This window comes from Sporosarcina sp. SAFN-015 (assembly GCF_051966875.1).
Classification (GTDB): domain Bacteria; phylum Bacillota; class Bacilli; order Bacillales_A; family Planococcaceae; genus Sporosarcina.
In genome coordinates this window covers 15827-32084 of the sequence record NZ_JBQCKP010000008.1, presented here as the reverse complement: position 1 = coordinate 32084, position 16258 = coordinate 15827, and the positions used below count along the sequence as shown (strand labels likewise).

Genomic DNA, 16258 nt, shown 5'->3' with positions numbered 1-16258 from the left:
AACATATCGGAGGTCTTTCCATGCCAAAAATTCTTTCCGTCAGCACCGTATTGCCCCCTCACGAGGTGAAGCAAGCGGAAGCAGTTGCATTGACCCGCTCACTTTTCAGCCGGAAATTCAAAGATATTGAACGGCTTTTGAACGTATTCCAAAACGGTGATATTGAAAAGCGGGATGTTTGCATGCCACTTGAGTGGTATGGCCAAGCACATGATTTTAAAGAGCGGAACGACTTATACATTAAGCATGCCATCGATTTAGGCGTGCAAGCTGTACAAGCCTGCCTGCAACAATCAAGTACGTTGACTAATGAAGTCTCCCCTTCAGAAATTGATGCCATTTTCTTCATTTCAAGCACTGGTATCGCTACGCCAAGTATAGAAGCTCGCATTATGAATAGGCTTCCTTTCCGTGATGACTTGAAACGGATTCCGATATGGGGGCTAGGCTGTGCAGGAGGGGCTGCCGGCGTGAGCCGAGCTTTCGAATATTGCAAAGCATTCCCGAAGGCAAATGTGTTAGTGCTCTCCATCGAACTTTGCAGCTTAACGTTTCAAAAAGACGATTATTCGAAAAGTAATCTTGTTGGGGTATCATTGTTTTCCGATGGAGTCGCTTGTGCACTAATATCAGGTGATCAATCCGAAATTGCTGTCAACATCCCTGTCCCTTCCATCATCGGCACAACGTCAAAATGGATGCCTGACTCCGAGGACGTCATGGGATGGGATATTCAAAACAATGGGCTATACGTCATTTTTTCGAAAAGCATTCCATCGATCATCACTAATTGGCTCGGGCCGTTCGTACATGAATTCCTTGGTTCTTACAATCTTCTAAAAGATGATATAAATCATTTCGTAGCACATCCTGGAGGCAAAAAAGTATTGACGGCGTATGAGGATTCATTGGGTTTCGATAGTTCAATGACTGATATTTCGAGGGATGTGTTACGAAATCACGGTAATATGTCTTCCCCTACAGTCCTTTATGTACTTAAGCGATTCATGGAAACGGAACCATCCGCGGGCGATTATGGATTGATGGCCGCTCTTGGCCCAGGTTTTTGCGGTGAATTGCTATTGTTGAAATGGGAATGAGGTGCCTGAATTGATATTCAGTATTGTCCTAACCATTGTCATTTTGCAGCGAATCATCGAATTGTTCATCGCTAAGCGCAACGAAAAATGGATGAAAAGCGAAGGTGCTTTTGAAGCAGGCACATCCCATTATCCATTTATGGTCGCGATGCATGTATTCTTTTTTATTGTGCTCATTGCGGAAGTTACATTCCTCCACCGCCAGCTTTCGTCTTTATGGCCCATCTGGTTAGGAATCTTTTTAGCTGCTCAATTTTTGAGGATATGGTGCCTCACTTCGTTGGGAAAATATTGGAACACAAAAATCATCGTCCTCCCAAATGCGCAGGTCGTCCGGAAAGGACCGTACAAGTGGATCCGTCATCCGAATTATATTATCGTCGCAACAGAATTGCTTGTCCTTCCGTTATTATTTAATGCTTTATTTACAGCTATCATCTTTTCACTTCTTAATATTTGGATGATGTCTGTCCGCATACCCGCAGAGGAACAAGCACTTCGGAAAGCGACGAACTATACGGAAGAATTTCAGTTGAATAAATGACAAAACACCGGGAAGTCTCCCGGTGTTTTGTTTTTCAAGTCGTACGCGTCAATGTTTTCCCCATATACCCGAAAAGAATCGTCAAAATCGGCGATAGCAGGCAGAAGAAAGCGAAAAACATATAGTCGATTGTGGAAACGCCCAACACGTCAGAAATGAAAATACCGCATACACTCCATGGAACGAGCGGATTCACAACCGTTCCTGCATCTTCCATCACTCGACTCAAGTTTTTATTCGCCAAGCCAACTTTTTCGTACTGTGTTTGAAACGCCTGCCCTGTCAATAAAATTGATAAATATTGTTCGCCAATCAAAACGTTTATGCCGATGGCTGTCATTGCCGAAGCCGTAATGACAGAAGAAACTTTCTTCAAAAGCATTTCGACCTGTGCCAACAAACTTTGGACAATCCCTAACGTAAATAACAATCCTCCCATGCTCAGAGCCAATAGCACTAAAGCTACTGTGAACATCATGCTCTCCATTCCGCCACGTGTGAGCAATGCATCTACATCCGCCACACCCGTCGTGGAAACAAATCCGCTAAACAATATGCCGAGCACTTGCGAAAATCCAATGCTTTGATGGAGGAATGAAAGAGCAACCGCCACAGCTGAACTGATCGCCAGAGTAAGAAAGGCAGGCACTTTCGCAATCGTCAATACAAATAAAGCAACAAGTGGAATGACCGTATACCAATGGATCATCCCTGTTTCCAGCAATGTTTCTTGAAAAAGCGCAATCTTGTCGAACTCTCCTGTCGTGACGGATGGCGATAATACTCCAAACAAAAGTAAGGATAAGAAAAATGCAGGAATCGTCGTCCACCCCATATTGCGGATATGCTCGAAAAGATCGACTCCTACAATCGAAGACGCAAGATTCGTCGTATCGGACAACGGCGACATTTTATCCCCGAAAAACGCTCCCGAAACAATAGCACCCGCCGCAATTGGCAGCGAAAGTTCAAGAATGCTAGCCATTCCGATGAATGCCACACCGACCGTTGCAACCGTTGTAAGGGAGCTTCCTACCGAGACGCCGACAATCGCGGTGACGACGAAGACAATCGCAAAAAAGAATGTAGGTGTGATTAAGTGAAATCCTGCGTAAATCAACGTAGGAATCGTCCCGCTCATCATCCAGCTGCTTATGAGGATGCCGATGAAGAAAAAGAGGAAGACCGCTCCCATGCCGGCTCCAGCGCCTTCCACCAATCCTCTTTCAAGTTTCTTAAAAGGGATCCTTTTCAACAGGCCATATCCAATCAATAAAAGAATCGAAAATAGAATCGGCAAATGAGGAACGGAATCGAATGTAATTATACTGACACTGATCATCGCCACGATGCCGAAAACAAGTAGGGCAGATTCCCAAAATGCTGGCGAATGGATCGCTTTTATTTGAAACATATCATGAACTCCTCCTTAGATCTATACTAAACAGAAAGAACCCCTTCCATCCCTTGGATAAGGGACGAAGGAGTTCTCCGCGATACCACCCTGATTGACGACAGGCAATCCTGCCGTCCACTTCATTTTCATCGGAGAAAAGCTGTCGGTGTACTTCATGCCTGCTGCTGCCTGAACTTGCACTATCCATTCAGTCTCTTTTTGCTGCCCGCAACAGGATTACTATGTCGACTCTCCGAATATTATTCGTTTCAAACTGTTGAATGATTATGTTTGTATATTACCAGCCCTGACGGATAAGTCAACAGTCCTTCAGTCCGATTTTCAAATTCAACAAGAAAAATTGCCATCCCTGTCGCATAAACAGGTATGGCAACTTAATAATCCTATTCTTCCCAGCCGTACACTTTCCGGTTCCAGTGGCGATGTGCAGCTACAGCATTGATAAAGTTGTCTGCAAATGCACCATCATTCTCGTTCACAATGATGCCAGGCCCCGCTTCTGCGTCAGACACCTCAAAAAATATTTTTCCAGTAGACGCGATGCCAATCGGCTTGTAATGCTTATATGATTCATTGATGAAATCGACAATATCCATTGTGAATTTCTTCATATTGTCCGCCTCTCCGCCAACTACATAAATTGCATCGTATAACGTCGGATGGACAGTTAAAAACGTTTCATCGATTTCAACCGCCAAATCATTTTCACCATAACGGACACCGAACTTATCTCCAACGAGGTCTACGCTCATCCCCGCGTTTAAGCACGAAGAAACTAACGTTTCTACCTCATCTCCATCGAATCCGCTTCCAATCAAGATTGCCACTTTACGCGTTTCTGGAAGCATAGCTGTTGTCAGTTGACTTAAAGCAGGCGATGACTCTGTGATAGGCGATTCTTCGACATCTGTTGGAAATTCAGCCCCAACAGCTTCAGCCAACGCCGTTGCCAACCCGACATCCACATTGGCAAACATATCAACGATTTGCTGTCTGACACTCCTACTTTTCACCTTGCCGACTTCGAAGCTGAAGGCATCGACAATGTGCTTTTTCTCCGGAATCGACATACTGTTCCAGAAAAGCTTCGCCTGTGAGAAATGGTCGGCGAATGACTCACTGCGTGCCTGTATTTTTCGGCCTTCGACTTTTTCTTGATAATGAACATATCCGCCTTCCTCTTCCGATGAAACGGTAGGCGTATTGTCCGCCAATGAATTTTTATGGTAGCTCACTTGGCCGACATTGATCGTCTGCCTGCCGTACCCGTCGCGCTGGTTATTATGGAATGGACAAACAGGACGATTGATCGGGAGTTCGTGGAAATTCGGTCCTCCCAATCTGATCAGTTGTGTATCCGTATACGAAAATAATCGCCCTTGCAATAATGGGTCGTTCGTGAAGTCGATGCCCGGCACGACATTGCCAGGATGAAACGCGACTTGCTCGGTTTCCGCGAACACATTATCCACATTCCGGTTCAATGTCATCTTGCCGATGATTTTGACGGGCACTTGCTCTTCTGGCCATATCTTCGTCGGGTCTAAAATATCGAAGTCGAACATGAATTCATCTTTTTCTTCGATAAGCTGAACGCCCAATTCAAACTCGACGAAATCTCCTCTTTCAATCGCTTCCCATAAGTCTCTCCGATGGAAGTCGGGATCTTTACCGTTGATCTTTTGGGCTTCATCCCAAACTAAAGAATGTACCCCGAGTTTCGGCTTCCAGTGGAACTTCACGAAATGAGCATTTCCTTCGTCATTGACGAATCGGAACGTATGCACTCCGAAGCCTTCCATCATCCTGAAGCTTCTTGGGATCGTTCGGTCGGACATATGCCACATGATCATATGTGCCGATTCCTGATTGTTTGCAACGAAATCCCAAAATGTGTCGTGAGCCGAAGCGGCTTGCGGCATTTCATTATGCGGCTCTGGTTTGACTGCGTGAACTAAATCTGGGAACTTAATGGCGTCTTGGATGAAAAACACGGGGATGTTATTTCCAACGAGGTCATAATTCCCTTCTTCCGTATAAAACTTCACGGCGAATCCACGGACGTCCCGCACCGTTTCACCGGATCCACGGCTACCTGCAACGGTCGAAAACCGTGTAAAAACGGGAGTCTTCGAACCTGGTTCCTGTAAGAAAGCTGCTTTCGTATATTTTTTCATCGACTCATATAATTCGAACTCCCCATGGGCTGCGTACCCTCTAGCATGGACGACCCGCTCGGGAATCCGCTCATGGTCGAAATGAGTCATCTTCTCACGGAAATGGAAGTCTTCCATAAGAGTTGGTCCCCGGTATCCGGCTTTTAATGAATGCTCATCTTCCGAGATTTTCAACCCTTGATTCGTCGTCATCTTCTTCCCTTTGTCGAGTGATCGATATTGTTCCAATTGTTTATCTTTGCTGTTGGCATCTACGGAATGGTTTCTATCCATTTCATTTCCTCCATTCGGTTTTAGTAGTCTCCTACTCTATTCCCGTCAAGAGATTCTCCAAACAAACAGCAAATTACCATAATTGACCGATGATAAATCCAAGATATGCTAAAAAGGCTCCTAATCCGAGGGTCAGAACACTATAGAGAATCGACTTTTTCCGTTGATTTCTCTTCCACAACTGAATTAGCTCCTTCATAAGCGTAGAAAAAGTCGTAAGAGCGCCCATCAAACCCGATGCAAGAAAGACTGCCCATAGCAACGGTAACTCGAATCCCAATATAAGACCGATTAGGAAAGAGCCTGTCAAATTGACGATCAGCGTCCCGATGGGAAACCCTTCCTCTTTATTCATCTTTGCGGAAATGAAAAATCTGAGGATGGCTCCGACAAATCCACCTGCTCCAATAACGACTGCTTCAACTACCGTCATGCTTTCACCATCCTGCGACCAATCATAAAGCCGAATAGACCTATGGCAAGCCCCCCGATAACACTTACCGCCATATAAAGTACAGCTAGCATCAATTGCCCATCTTGCATAAGGCTCACCGTTTCCATGCTGAAGGCGGAAAACGTAGTAAATGAACCGAGGAATCCTGTTGTCACCGCCATTTGAATCTGTTTATCTGCCGTGATCCTTTGAAGGGCGCCTGCACTGAGAAGACAAAGGATAAATGTTCCGATCAAATTGACAGTTAATGTCGACATCGGAAAATCTGATACATCTTTAAACAACCTCCCGATCCCTACCCGGCAAATTGCTCCGATCGCCCCAGCAATTCCGATATATAGGGCTTGCTTCATAGATCCACCCTCTTCAAGAGACGACGTAATAAAATCGTTTCAAGCAACAGCTGCTTTTCATTCTGCCCGAATTGGATTTGTATATTCTCTTCCCCAATTCCATTGATGACCCCTCTTCCGAATACACGGTGTACGACGTGCATACCGACGGATAATTCTGTCCTGTTAGCAATTCCATCAGGATCCGGCAATGTCGACAAATCAGCCTTCTGCAATTTTTCAGTGTTTCTCTTTTCAGGCTTCATTAAAATCGCCCGAACTTCATTCAAAAATCTTGAATCGTCTTTGGGCTTCCCATTCGCCTCTCGATAAGACAGCAACTCTAATCGTTCTTTTGCCCTTGTCATGCCTACATAAAATAGTCGTCTTGCTTCCTCAAGCAACATCGGGTCAGTTTCGTCTTCTTCGGATGGGATGATTCCTTTTACCAAATCAATCATGAACACACGCCTAAATTCCAATCCTTTGGCGCTATGAAAAGTCGATAACGTCAATGCATTTGCGGGTGGATTGAATTTCGCCTGTTGCACCGCCTGCTCCAATTCCTTCAAGCGATTCGCAAAATCAACCATTGTGCGCACTTGGGACGCGATTCCTTCAAGCGTATCAAGAATGCCAAGAAGCTGATCGATCCGATAACCGAATTTTGCCGCCCGACTTTTCAAAGCTTCCTCATATTCAAGTTCATATCGGATCATCCGGATTACTTGGGCTGGCCGCATATCGGGAATTTTTTTATAAACCTCAATGCAAGCATCCAATTTTTCGATTTGACTGCCTTTCAACTGAACCGATTGGATGAAAGATTCAAATACATTTCCGGATGTCGCTTTATTCATGAACCGGGATAACATATCGCGTGAAATGAAGAGATTCATTTTCATAGCAATTTTTGAGAAAACATCCTTCCTTTCTACATTAAAGCTGAGCCGCATAAAATTCAAAATATCTTCTACTACCCAATGGGAAAAGAATTTATCATCTGCGTCTTTCATGTAGAAAGGGATTCCCCTTCGATGAAGTTCGTTGACATACATTGTCGAGGAAGCATTATTTCTAAATAAAACAGCGACTTCTTCCAAGTTTTGCTCATCCAATAATTCATATGTAACATATTCCAATAGCCGTTTTGGGTCTTCGAATTGCTTCATGACAATCGGTCCCGCTCCTTCATTGTCTGTCCGCATCTCTTTCTTGTACCTTTGCTTATTGCGTGTAATGAATGTAGCTGCAGTTTCTACAATTTCTTTGGACGAACGGTAATTCTGCTCCATTCTAAGCAATTTTGCATCTGGGTACACTTGCTTGAAGTTCAGTAAGTAAGCGGGATCTGCTCCGCGCCACGTATAGATTGATTGATCATCATCCGCTACGACACAAAGATTGCCATGATGTGCAACAAGATGCTCGACAATCCGGTGTTGAACAAGAGAAGTGTCCTGGCTTTCGTCTGTCAAAACGTAGTCATACCGCGAGCGGAATTTTTCAGCAAGTTGTTCATCGACTCGTAACGCCTGTTCCGCAATGGACAGCATATCATCAAAATCGAGCAGAAGATGCCCTTGCGTTTTCGATTTAATTTGCTCATAGCCAAGCGCAATTGTACCTGCCTTGTCGAATGGAGCTTGAACTTGTTCCCATTCGTTGAAAGGAATCATCCTGTTTTTCAGAAAACTGATAAATGTCGACAGGGATGTCAATTCATCTTCTGTTCCTTCTTCCCGAACAGTTTCTTTATACAGACGTTTCAGCAACGACATTTTAGTGAGAGGCTGTTTCTGATTCCCTCCACCTTCAATCAATTCAAATGTAACTCCCGTCTTTTGCAAATAGGTTCGGGTAATTGTAAATGCGAGGCTATGAATCGTCGAAAAATCGACTGGAGAATGCTGTGGGAAAAAACGTTTAAAACGTTCTGTCATATCGCGTGCTGATGCTCGACTGAATGTAATTGCTTTTATGCGTTTCGGATTCGCATTCTTCTCTTCAATCAAATAGCCGATCCGCATAATCATCGTTGTCGTTTTCCCCGACCCGGGACATGCTAATAAGAGCAATGGACCTTCCGTTTGCTTAACGGCTTTTTTCTGGACGTCGTTCAATTGTATATGTAGTTCATTCTTTTTCCTTATAAAAAAATCAGTCATTGCATTGGTACTCCTTCTTCTTACGATGTTCTTAATTTACCATACGAACGCACATTTTGTAGACTTTATGGTCGCGAAAAAAACAACCTCTGCAATTTACGCAGAGGTTGTCGATTAAAAGCCGCCTGACTCGAGCCTATCGTTTTGAATGTCCACTTTTTTCTTCTTGCTGCCTTGATACGCTGTGGAGGCTACTTCGTTCGTATGCCGCTGTTCGTCGGTATACTCGGTTCCCGCAAGTTGAGCCCTGTTCGTATTGTCTTTAGTGCTGCTCTCATTGTTTTTATGTTCTTTAGACAATTCAATCGCTCCTTCTTTGGTAGTCTGTATAGGAATACCCTTTTAAAGGAGAGTTAATCCCAGTTATTTAGGGACGCCGATTGAATGTAAGGGATAAAACCTGAAACCGACCTTTCCAACGACCGAGGCTTCATCGATACAACCGATTGCTCGGCTATCCGTACTGTTCCTCCGATTATCGCCCAACACGAAAAGCTGTCCTTCAGGCACTGTAACTTCAAAGTCCTCTGTCAATTTTTGATCTTTGAAAAGTTGTTCCTTATTTGCTTGGATATAGTCCTCTTCATACTCTTTCCCGTTAATGAAAAGCCTGTCATCTTTCATGACAACTGTATCCCCCGGCAAGCCGATCACCCGTTTAATATAATCTTCTGTCGAACCGGGCGCATGGAAAACTACTAAGTCAAAATGATCAAGTTTATGGATTTTTGAAATGATGACTCGGTTTTCCGATTCGAATGTCGGTTCCATGGATTGACCGGAAACGATGACTGGTGAGAATAGGAAGTGCCTAATGACAAACACGAGAACGAATGCAACTGCAATCGCTTTAATCCATGAGAAGATTTCAGAAGTTGTTTCTTTTTTCATATGGAAGCCCCCGATCTTACAATTTATATAGTATATAGTATAGCCTAGTCAACGTATGAATGGTTCACATTCAGAGAACTTGCTGTAAATGCGCAGTGCAATTGAACAGATGGCAATGGTTTTCTTCATCGTTCAGCTCGACAATTGTCACTGATGTATTATCAAGATTTTCTTCATAGACAGTTTCAGTTACAAGCTCATTCAACATCCGCTTAATGAAGCTCCCATGGCTGACGACTAACACATTTTTACCGGGATGCTTCTTTTTGATTTCATCAATTGATTCCAACCCCCGGGAAATGATGGACTCTTGTGATTCAAATCCCATGTCGAGTTGTCTCCAATCTACCCCCCACTTCTCGATACGCTCCGCTTCAGTCGTACCTTCTACCAAACCTCCGCCGATTTCACGCAATCTTGCATCTTCGACAAGTTCTACACCAGGTATTTTCGCAGCAATAATTTCTGCTGTCTTCTTTGCCCTTAGGAGATGACTCGTATAAATGACATCCCACTCCCCAGTAGACAACCTGTCCGCTACACGCTCCGCCATTTCAATCCCTTCTTCATCCAACGGGACATCTGAACTGCCTTGCGCTCTACCTTCCTTATTCCATGCTGTCACACCATGCCTGACAAACCCGATAATCGTCAAATTGACCATTCCCCCTTACAGTTTTTACTTTAAACAATATAGCCGAGCGAACGAAGTACGTTGTTCATGAATGATTCAATGTACAAATACACTTCCTCCCGCTCTGGTTCTTGATAAAGGTCATGATAAAGCCTTTTCCATTCCTTATAATGAAATTCGGAAAGATTTTGGCTCAACAACCATCTTTTCGCAAATGAAACATCGGTAATTTTATCATGTTCTCCTGTCTGAATAAGAACTGGCGTGTCAAAAATGCTTTCTTCATGACTTGTGACGGATTTCATCGTCGCAAGCAACTCGCGATACCAAGATGCGACGACTACAGAACTATAGTCCCTATCATTCTGAAATTCTATGTACATATCGTAATTACGCGTCAGTAATTCAATTGTAATGTCATGGTTCAATTTCATAGAACTTGAAAGTTTCGTCAGTACTCCTGAAAACTTGGATGGCTGATGTTTAATGGAGAGCCAAGGGGAACTGAAAATGAAGCCCGCGCATTCCAGCTTCTCGCGTTGCAGAATATGCATGACAATCGTTGCGCCAAGTCCGTGTCCAAGCACGAATAAAGGCAAATTATCCTGCAATGCAATATCAATCAATTTTTTTACATGCTCCACATATGACTCAAACGGTTCGTCATGGATCCGCCTCCCACTTTCAGAACCGTGTCCGGGCAAATCGGTTGTGACGACATGGAAACCCCCGTTTCGAAGCTTTTGGATGAGCCACGCATAGCGCCGATGATGTTCGTAAGCATTATGGACAATCGCAATCACTGCTTTTGGTTGTCCTTCCGCCTCCCATTTCCACACGGCACTCACCTCCCCTATCTGTAGATGTTTTATGTTACGATAAATTATACATGATTTTTAGAAAAGGAGAGACGTTCATGATTTATCCTTACAACGGAAAAACCCCACAAATTGATCCAACCGTCTACGTTGCGGATTATGCAACGATTACTGGCGATGTAACGATCGGGGCAAACAGTTCCATTTGGTTCAATACGGTCATCCGAGGAGATGTCGCCCCGACGATTATCGGTGAGCGAGTGAGCATCCAAGATTTAAGCTGCCTACACCAAAGTCCAGGAAAAACATTGCTGATTGAAGATGAGGTTACAGTTGGCCATAAGGCGATTTTACATAGTTGTATTGTTCGTAAAGGTGCACTCATCGGCATGGGAGCCATCATTTTGGACGGAGCTGAAATCGGCGAGGGAGCATTCATCGGTGCAGGCAGCCTCGTACCACCAGGCAAGAAAATACCGCCTGGTTGCCTAGCTCTTGGCTCACCAGCGAAAGTCGTCCGTGAATTGAATGATGAAGATCGAGCAGAGATGGAACGTGTTTTGAATAGCTATGTTGAAAAAGGCAAGATTTATAAAGAGATGCAAATATAAACTAGGTGCTGTCCAATTGGGCAGCATCTTTATTTATTTAATCCCATTGATCATCACTTTTTATCACTATTTATAACGCTATAATTTTCGTTAGGTTCCTCCTTTTAAATTATGACGCTTCGTGAAATTAATGAGCCTTTACGAAATTCTTTGATTCCCTGTTCTATTGGCTAAATAAAAAATCAGCAGTACTCATCAATTATTCGATGAAGTGCTGCTGATATTCTTTCAAATATTAAACAGTCAAGCCAGCCTTTGCGATCAAATCTTCCGCTTTGTCTGTCTGCTCCCAAGGGAGTTCAACGTCAGTACGTCCGAAATGGCCGTATGCCGCTGTCTGTTTGTAAATCGGACGGCGAAGGTCGAGCATTTTAATAATGCCGGCAGGACGTAAATCGAATAGTTCACGTACGATTTCCACTAGCTTACTTTCCTCGACTTTTCCTGTTCCGAACGTATCGATTGAAATGGAAACTGGTTTTGCAACACCGATCGCATAAGCCAATTGAACTTCACAACGATCCGCAAGTCCCGCAGCAACGATATTTTTCGCAACATAGCGCGCAGCATATGAAGCAGAACGGTCCACCTTTGTCGCATCTTTTCCGGAGAATGCACCGCCACCATGACGCGCATAGCCACCATATGTGTCAACGATGATCTTCCGGCCAGTCAAACCGGCATCCCCTTGTGGTCCGCCGATGACGAAACGGCCGGATGGGTTGATGAAGTATTTTGTTTCTTCATCTAATAATTCTGCTGATACGACTGGATAGATGACATGTTCTTTAATATCACGTTGAATTTGCTCTAAAGTGATATCAGGATGATGTTGAGTAGAGATTACGATTGTGTCAATCCGAACCGGGTTATTATCCTCATCATACTCAACTGTTACTTGCGTTTTACCGTCTGGTCGCAAATAATCAAGCGTATCGTCTTTTCTCACTTGCGCAAGTCTGCGTGAAAGTTTATGCGATAAGCTGATCGGCATCGGCATAAGCTCAGGTGTTTCATTGCAAGCATAACCGAACATTAGCCCTTGGTCTCCCGCTCCGATCGCTTCGAGCTCTTCATCCGTCATTGTCCCTTCACGTGCTTCAAGTGCTTGATCGACACTTGCCGCGATGTCAGGAGATTGTTCATCGATGGACGTCAATACAGATGACGTCTCCCAGTCGAATCCGAACTTAGCGCGTGTATAGCCAATTTCCTTCACTGTATCCCGTACGACTTTCGGGATGTCAACATAAGTTGTTGTCGTAATTTCTCCGATGACTAAAACGAGTCCTGTTGTAATTGTCGTCTCACAGGCTACACGTGCATTCGGATCTTCCTCTAAGATGGCATCCAAAATGGCGTCAGAAATCTGATCGCACATTTTATCCGGATGGCCTTCAGTTACCGATTCTGAAGTGAACAATCGGCGATTTGTCATTGTAATTTCCTCCTTAAAAGCTTGCAAATATTGATACGGTACTCTAATTGTCCCAGTAAGTTCAGCGCCTAGAGAGTCGACGTCAACATACACAAGGATTAAGGGCTTGATTCATTCAATAAAAAAGCCCTTCGCTCACGTAAATATACATGAGGAAAGGCATAATTTCAAAAGCAGCACCTTTCACTCTTATCGTCCAAGGAATTCACCTTGCTCCAGGTTTGGCACCTTCTCGCGGCCAATAAGGTCCACGCAGGTTGCCGGGCTTCATAGGGCCTGTCCCTCCGCCAGCTCGGGATAAGAGTATCCGTTCAATAAATAATCCTACGAAAAAGTTTGTACTTTGTCAAACATTTTATGCATATATACTTGAGTTTTGAATTAGTATAGATTATTATTCTAAATGTGTTATACTATTTACGAAATGTGATGAAACCCACCAACTGGGATTACATGCAAAGGACGGTACTTAAAATGATTTCAGCTAAAATTGAAAACGGATTACACGAGTTACTTTCAGGCAACAACGTAAACATACAGCCTTCAGTGGCAGAACTGGTTGAAAAAGCAACTTCCCGTGGAGAAGCGAAACTTTCTGCAGATGGCGCACTTACTGCAGAGACAGGAAAGTATACTGGCCGTTCTCCTGAGGATAAGTATATTGTCGAAGAGGAATCTTCAAAAGACAAAATCGACTGGGGCAAAGTGAACCGCCCGATTTCATCTGAAATCTTTGATTCATTATATAAGAAAGTCTTAAACCATTTAAAAGCTAAGGAAGAGCTATTCGTATTCAAAGGATTTGCAGGAGCGGATAAAGCGTCCCAGCTGTCTATCCAAGTCATCAATGAATTCGCATGGCAAAACTTGTTCGTCAACAATCTTTTCATTCGCCCTACTGAGGAAGAATTGAAAACGCATGAAGCTCAATTCACGGTTATCGCTGCTCCGACATTCAAAGCAGATCCGGCAGTAGACGGAACGAAATCCGAAACCTTCATCATTGTATCACTTGAGAAGCGTATTGTGTTAATTGGAGGTACGGAATATGCGGGAGAAATGAAAAAATCGATTTTCTCCGTTATGAACTACTTGCTGCCTGAGCACGGCATACTATCCATGCACTGCTCTGCAAACGTTGGCGAAGAAGGAGATGTCGCTTTATTCTTCGGTCTTTCTGGAACAGGAAAAACGACGCTTTCAGCAGATGCTAACCGTAAACTAATTGGTGATGATGAGCACGGCTGGTCCGAAAACGGAGTCTTCAACATCGAAGGCGGCTGCTATGCGAAAACGATCAATCTCTCAAAAGAGAAGGAACCAGAAATTTACGGAGCGATCCGTTTCGGTTCAGTATTGGAAAACGTCGTCTTGGATGAAAAGACTCGCAAGCCCGATTACGACGATAATTCATTGACTGAAAATACGCGTGCAGCATACCCGATCCATAATATCGAAAACATCGTGATGCCATCGGTTGCAGGACATCCGAAAGCAATTGTCTTCTTAACAGCGGATGCATTCGGCGTATTGCCTCCAATCTCCAAATTGACGAAGGAACAAGCGATGTATCACTTCCTAAGCGGTTTCACTTCGAAGCTAGCAGGAACTGAGCGCGGCGTCACTTCACCGGAAGCGACATTCTCTACATGCTTTGGTGCCCCTTTTCTCCCATTGCCTGCAACGGTCTACGCAGAAATGCTAGGGAAGAAAATCGACGAGCACGATGCACAAGTCTTCCTTGTCAACACGGGTTGGACTGGTGGAGTTTACGGTGTAGGACATCGTATGTCTTTGAAACATACACGTACAATGGTCCGTGCAGCAATCGCTGGCGAATTGAACGATGTGGAATACGAAGAGAATGCAATTTTCGGTCTTGCTATGCCTAAAGCAATTGACGGCGTACCGACTGAAGTATTGAACCCTCGTAACGCTTGGAGCGATCCGACAGCTTACGATCAAAAAGCGAAAGAGTTGGCAGATCTTTTCCGTGAGAACTTCAAGAAATTCGGTCATGTTTCTGAAGAAATCACTCAAAAAGGCGGACCAGTCGCTTAATACAAAGACAGTGAAGATCCAGGCGCTATGTTGCGCCTGGATCTTTTTTTATATAGCTTTTTAATACGTTTAACGACACTTTTCTAGGGTACTTTTATTGTATCTGACTAATTCTTCGGTCACGTAAAATAATGGAGTGGATATCTTGAAAGATAAATTAATGAGCATGCTTGGCGAGCGTAAAAATGAAATGATTGAAATCCGCCGCCACTTGCACGAATACCCCGAGCTGTCATTTAAAGAAGAAAAAACAGCTCAGTATATAGCAGACTTTTACAAAGGCAAAGATGTCGAAATTCAAACGAACGTTGGAAATGGATTCGGAATTATCGTTACAATTACAGGAGGAAAACCAGGCAAAACAATTGGATTGCGTGCAGATTTTGATGCTTTGCCAATCGTTGAAGAAACACCAGTGCCTTTCAAATCGAAAAATGAAGGGATCATGCATGCTTGTGGACATGATGGACATACAGCCTATATGCTAATATTGGCGGATTGTTTAATTCAACTGAAATCGGAAGTAGCCGGGACGATAAAAATTATTCATCAACATGCTGAAGAAGTCCCACCAGGCGGTGCAAAAAGCATTATCGAATCAGGATTGCTGGATGATCTGGATGAAGTGTACGGCATTCACCTATTGCCAATTGCTCCAGTTGGAATGGTCGGCTTCAACAAAGGCTATGCTTTCAATGGACGGGCATATATGAAACTAAAAATACAAGGCAGAGGCGGACACGGTTCCTCCCCTCATTTGGCGAATGACGCCATTGTTGCCGGAGCTCACTTCGTTACTGCCATTCAAACAATCATTAGCCGTAGACTTAGTCCTTTCGATATTGGGGTCATTACAATTGGATCGTTTGATGGAGCGGGTACATTTAATGTTATTAAAGACAGTGTAGTGCTTGAAGGCGATATTCGTTATATGACGGTTGAAACGCAAGAAACGATCGAACGGGAACTCAAACGTCTCGCCAAAGGAATTGAGGCGGAGTTCGATGTACAATGTGACCTAACATATACACCTGATTATCCGCCATTATATAATAATCCTGAACTTACAGAAAAAGTCGCTATCACTTTGATAAATGCAAATGTGAAAGAAATAACAGAGGTAAAAGAAGTGCCACCAATGGCGCCGTCCGAGGATTTTGCATACTATGCCGAAAGATTCCCGGCTTGTTTCTTTTATATTGGTTGTACTCCTAAGGGCGTTGACAAACCATATTTCAATCATCATCCAAAATTCGATATAGACGAAGACGCACTTCTCGTTGCTGCTAAAGCCGTTGGACAAGTAGTTTGTAGCATTCAAGGTGAATAAAACATAAAAA

At 43.8% G+C, this 16258-nt stretch carries 15 protein-coding genes and 1 riboswitch; of the genes, 5 read left to right on the top strand and 10 right to left on the bottom strand.

Going from position 1 to position 16258, the window contains the following annotated elements:
• The first annotated feature begins 20 nt into the window (after positions 1-20).
• Together ACTHPA_RS13965 and ACTHPA_RS13960 are read left to right on the top strand one after the other, a co-directional pair.
• Positions 21-1100, top strand: coding sequence for a type III polyketide synthase (locus ACTHPA_RS13965; protein ID WP_440501039.1), 1080 nt, complete (start codon positions 21-23; stop codon positions 1098-1100).
• Positions 1101-1110: 10 nt separating this feature from the next.
• Positions 1111-1644, top strand: coding sequence for an isoprenylcysteine carboxyl methyltransferase family protein (locus tag ACTHPA_RS13960; protein WP_440501038.1), 534 nt, complete (start codon positions 1111-1113; stop codon positions 1642-1644).
• Positions 1645-1678: 34 nt separating this feature from the next.
• On the opposite strand, the gene nhaC is transcribed toward ACTHPA_RS13960, so the two are convergent.
• The 9 genes from nhaC to ACTHPA_RS13915 form a co-directional block, all read right to left on the bottom strand.
• Positions 1679-3058: a Na+/H+ antiporter NhaC gene (gene nhaC / locus ACTHPA_RS13955; protein WP_440501037.1), complete on the bottom strand. Its 1380-nt coding sequence runs from the start codon at positions 3056-3058 to the stop codon at positions 1679-1681.
• 386 nt (positions 3059-3444) lie between these two features.
• Positions 3445-5511: a catalase gene (locus ACTHPA_RS13950; RefSeq protein ID WP_440501036.1), complete on the bottom strand. Its 2067-nt coding sequence runs from the start codon at positions 5509-5511 to the stop codon at positions 3445-3447.
• Positions 5512-5584: 73 nt separating this feature from the next.
• The gene (gene crcB, locus ACTHPA_RS13945) at positions 5585-5944 is read right to left on the bottom strand and encodes a fluoride efflux transporter CrcB (RefSeq protein WP_440501034.1); all 360 of its coding nucleotides are present in this window, start codon (positions 5942-5944) and stop codon (positions 5585-5587) included.
• A complete protein-coding gene (crcB, locus tag ACTHPA_RS13940; protein WP_440501032.1) occupies positions 5941-6318 on the bottom strand; it encodes a fluoride efflux transporter CrcB in 378 nt (125 codons plus the stop codon). Before crcB (ACTHPA_RS13940) ends, crcB (ACTHPA_RS13945) begins: the two co-directional genes overlap by 4 nt.
• The gene (locus ACTHPA_RS13935) at positions 6315-8465 is read right to left on the bottom strand and encodes an ATP-dependent helicase (RefSeq protein WP_440501030.1); all 2151 of its coding nucleotides are present in this window, start codon (positions 8463-8465) and stop codon (positions 6315-6317) included. The genes crcB (ACTHPA_RS13940) and ACTHPA_RS13935 overlap by 4 nt, the downstream gene beginning before the upstream one ends.
• Positions 8466-8579: 114 nt before the next feature.
• Positions 8580-8765 carry a hypothetical protein gene (locus ACTHPA_RS13930; protein ID WP_440501028.1) on the bottom strand — a complete coding sequence of 62 codons (186 nt, stop codon included), beginning with the start codon at positions 8763-8765 and terminating at the stop codon, positions 8580-8582.
• Positions 8766-8828: 63 nt separating this feature from the next.
• Complete coding sequence (gene lepB, locus ACTHPA_RS13925) at positions 8829-9356, bottom strand: signal peptidase I (RefSeq protein ID WP_440501026.1); 528 nt, start codon at positions 9354-9356, stop codon at positions 8829-8831.
• A gap of 70 nt (positions 9357-9426) precedes the next feature.
• Entirely contained in the window at positions 9427-10020 is a 594-nt protein-coding gene (locus ACTHPA_RS13920; protein WP_440501025.1) for a histidine phosphatase family protein, read from the bottom strand.
• A gap of 20 nt (positions 10021-10040) precedes the next feature.
• Complete coding sequence (locus ACTHPA_RS13915) at positions 10041-10829, bottom strand: alpha/beta fold hydrolase (protein ID WP_440501024.1); 789 nt, start codon at positions 10827-10829, stop codon at positions 10041-10043.
• 77 nt (positions 10830-10906) lie between these two features.
• Here ACTHPA_RS13915 and ACTHPA_RS13910 point away from each other — a divergent pair, with 77 nt between their 5' ends.
• On the top strand, positions 10907-11419 hold the full coding sequence (locus tag ACTHPA_RS13910) for a gamma carbonic anhydrase (protein ID WP_440501022.1): 513 nt from the start codon (positions 10907-10909) through the stop codon (positions 11417-11419).
• Positions 11420-11654: 235 nt separating this feature from the next.
• Here the strand turns inward: ACTHPA_RS13910 and metK are convergent, their stop codons facing one another.
• A complete protein-coding gene (gene metK, locus ACTHPA_RS13905) occupies positions 11655-12857 on the bottom strand; it encodes a methionine adenosyltransferase (RefSeq protein WP_440501020.1) in 1203 nt (400 codons plus the stop codon).
• 186 nt (positions 12858-13043) lie between these two features.
• Positions 13044-13161, bottom strand: a riboswitch (SAM riboswitch).
• 170 nt (positions 13162-13331) lie between these two features.
• Here metK and pckA point away from each other — a divergent pair.
• Together pckA and ACTHPA_RS13895 are read left to right on the top strand one after the other, a co-directional pair.
• Positions 13332-14918: a phosphoenolpyruvate carboxykinase (ATP) gene (pckA, locus tag ACTHPA_RS13900; protein WP_440501019.1), complete on the top strand. Its 1587-nt coding sequence runs from the start codon at positions 13332-13334 to the stop codon at positions 14916-14918.
• A gap of 145 nt (positions 14919-15063) precedes the next feature.
• Positions 15064-16248, top strand: a complete 1185-nt coding sequence (locus ACTHPA_RS13895) for an amidohydrolase (RefSeq protein ID WP_440501017.1) — start codon at positions 15064-15066, stop codon at positions 16246-16248.
• Positions 16249-16258 lie beyond the last annotated feature (10 nt).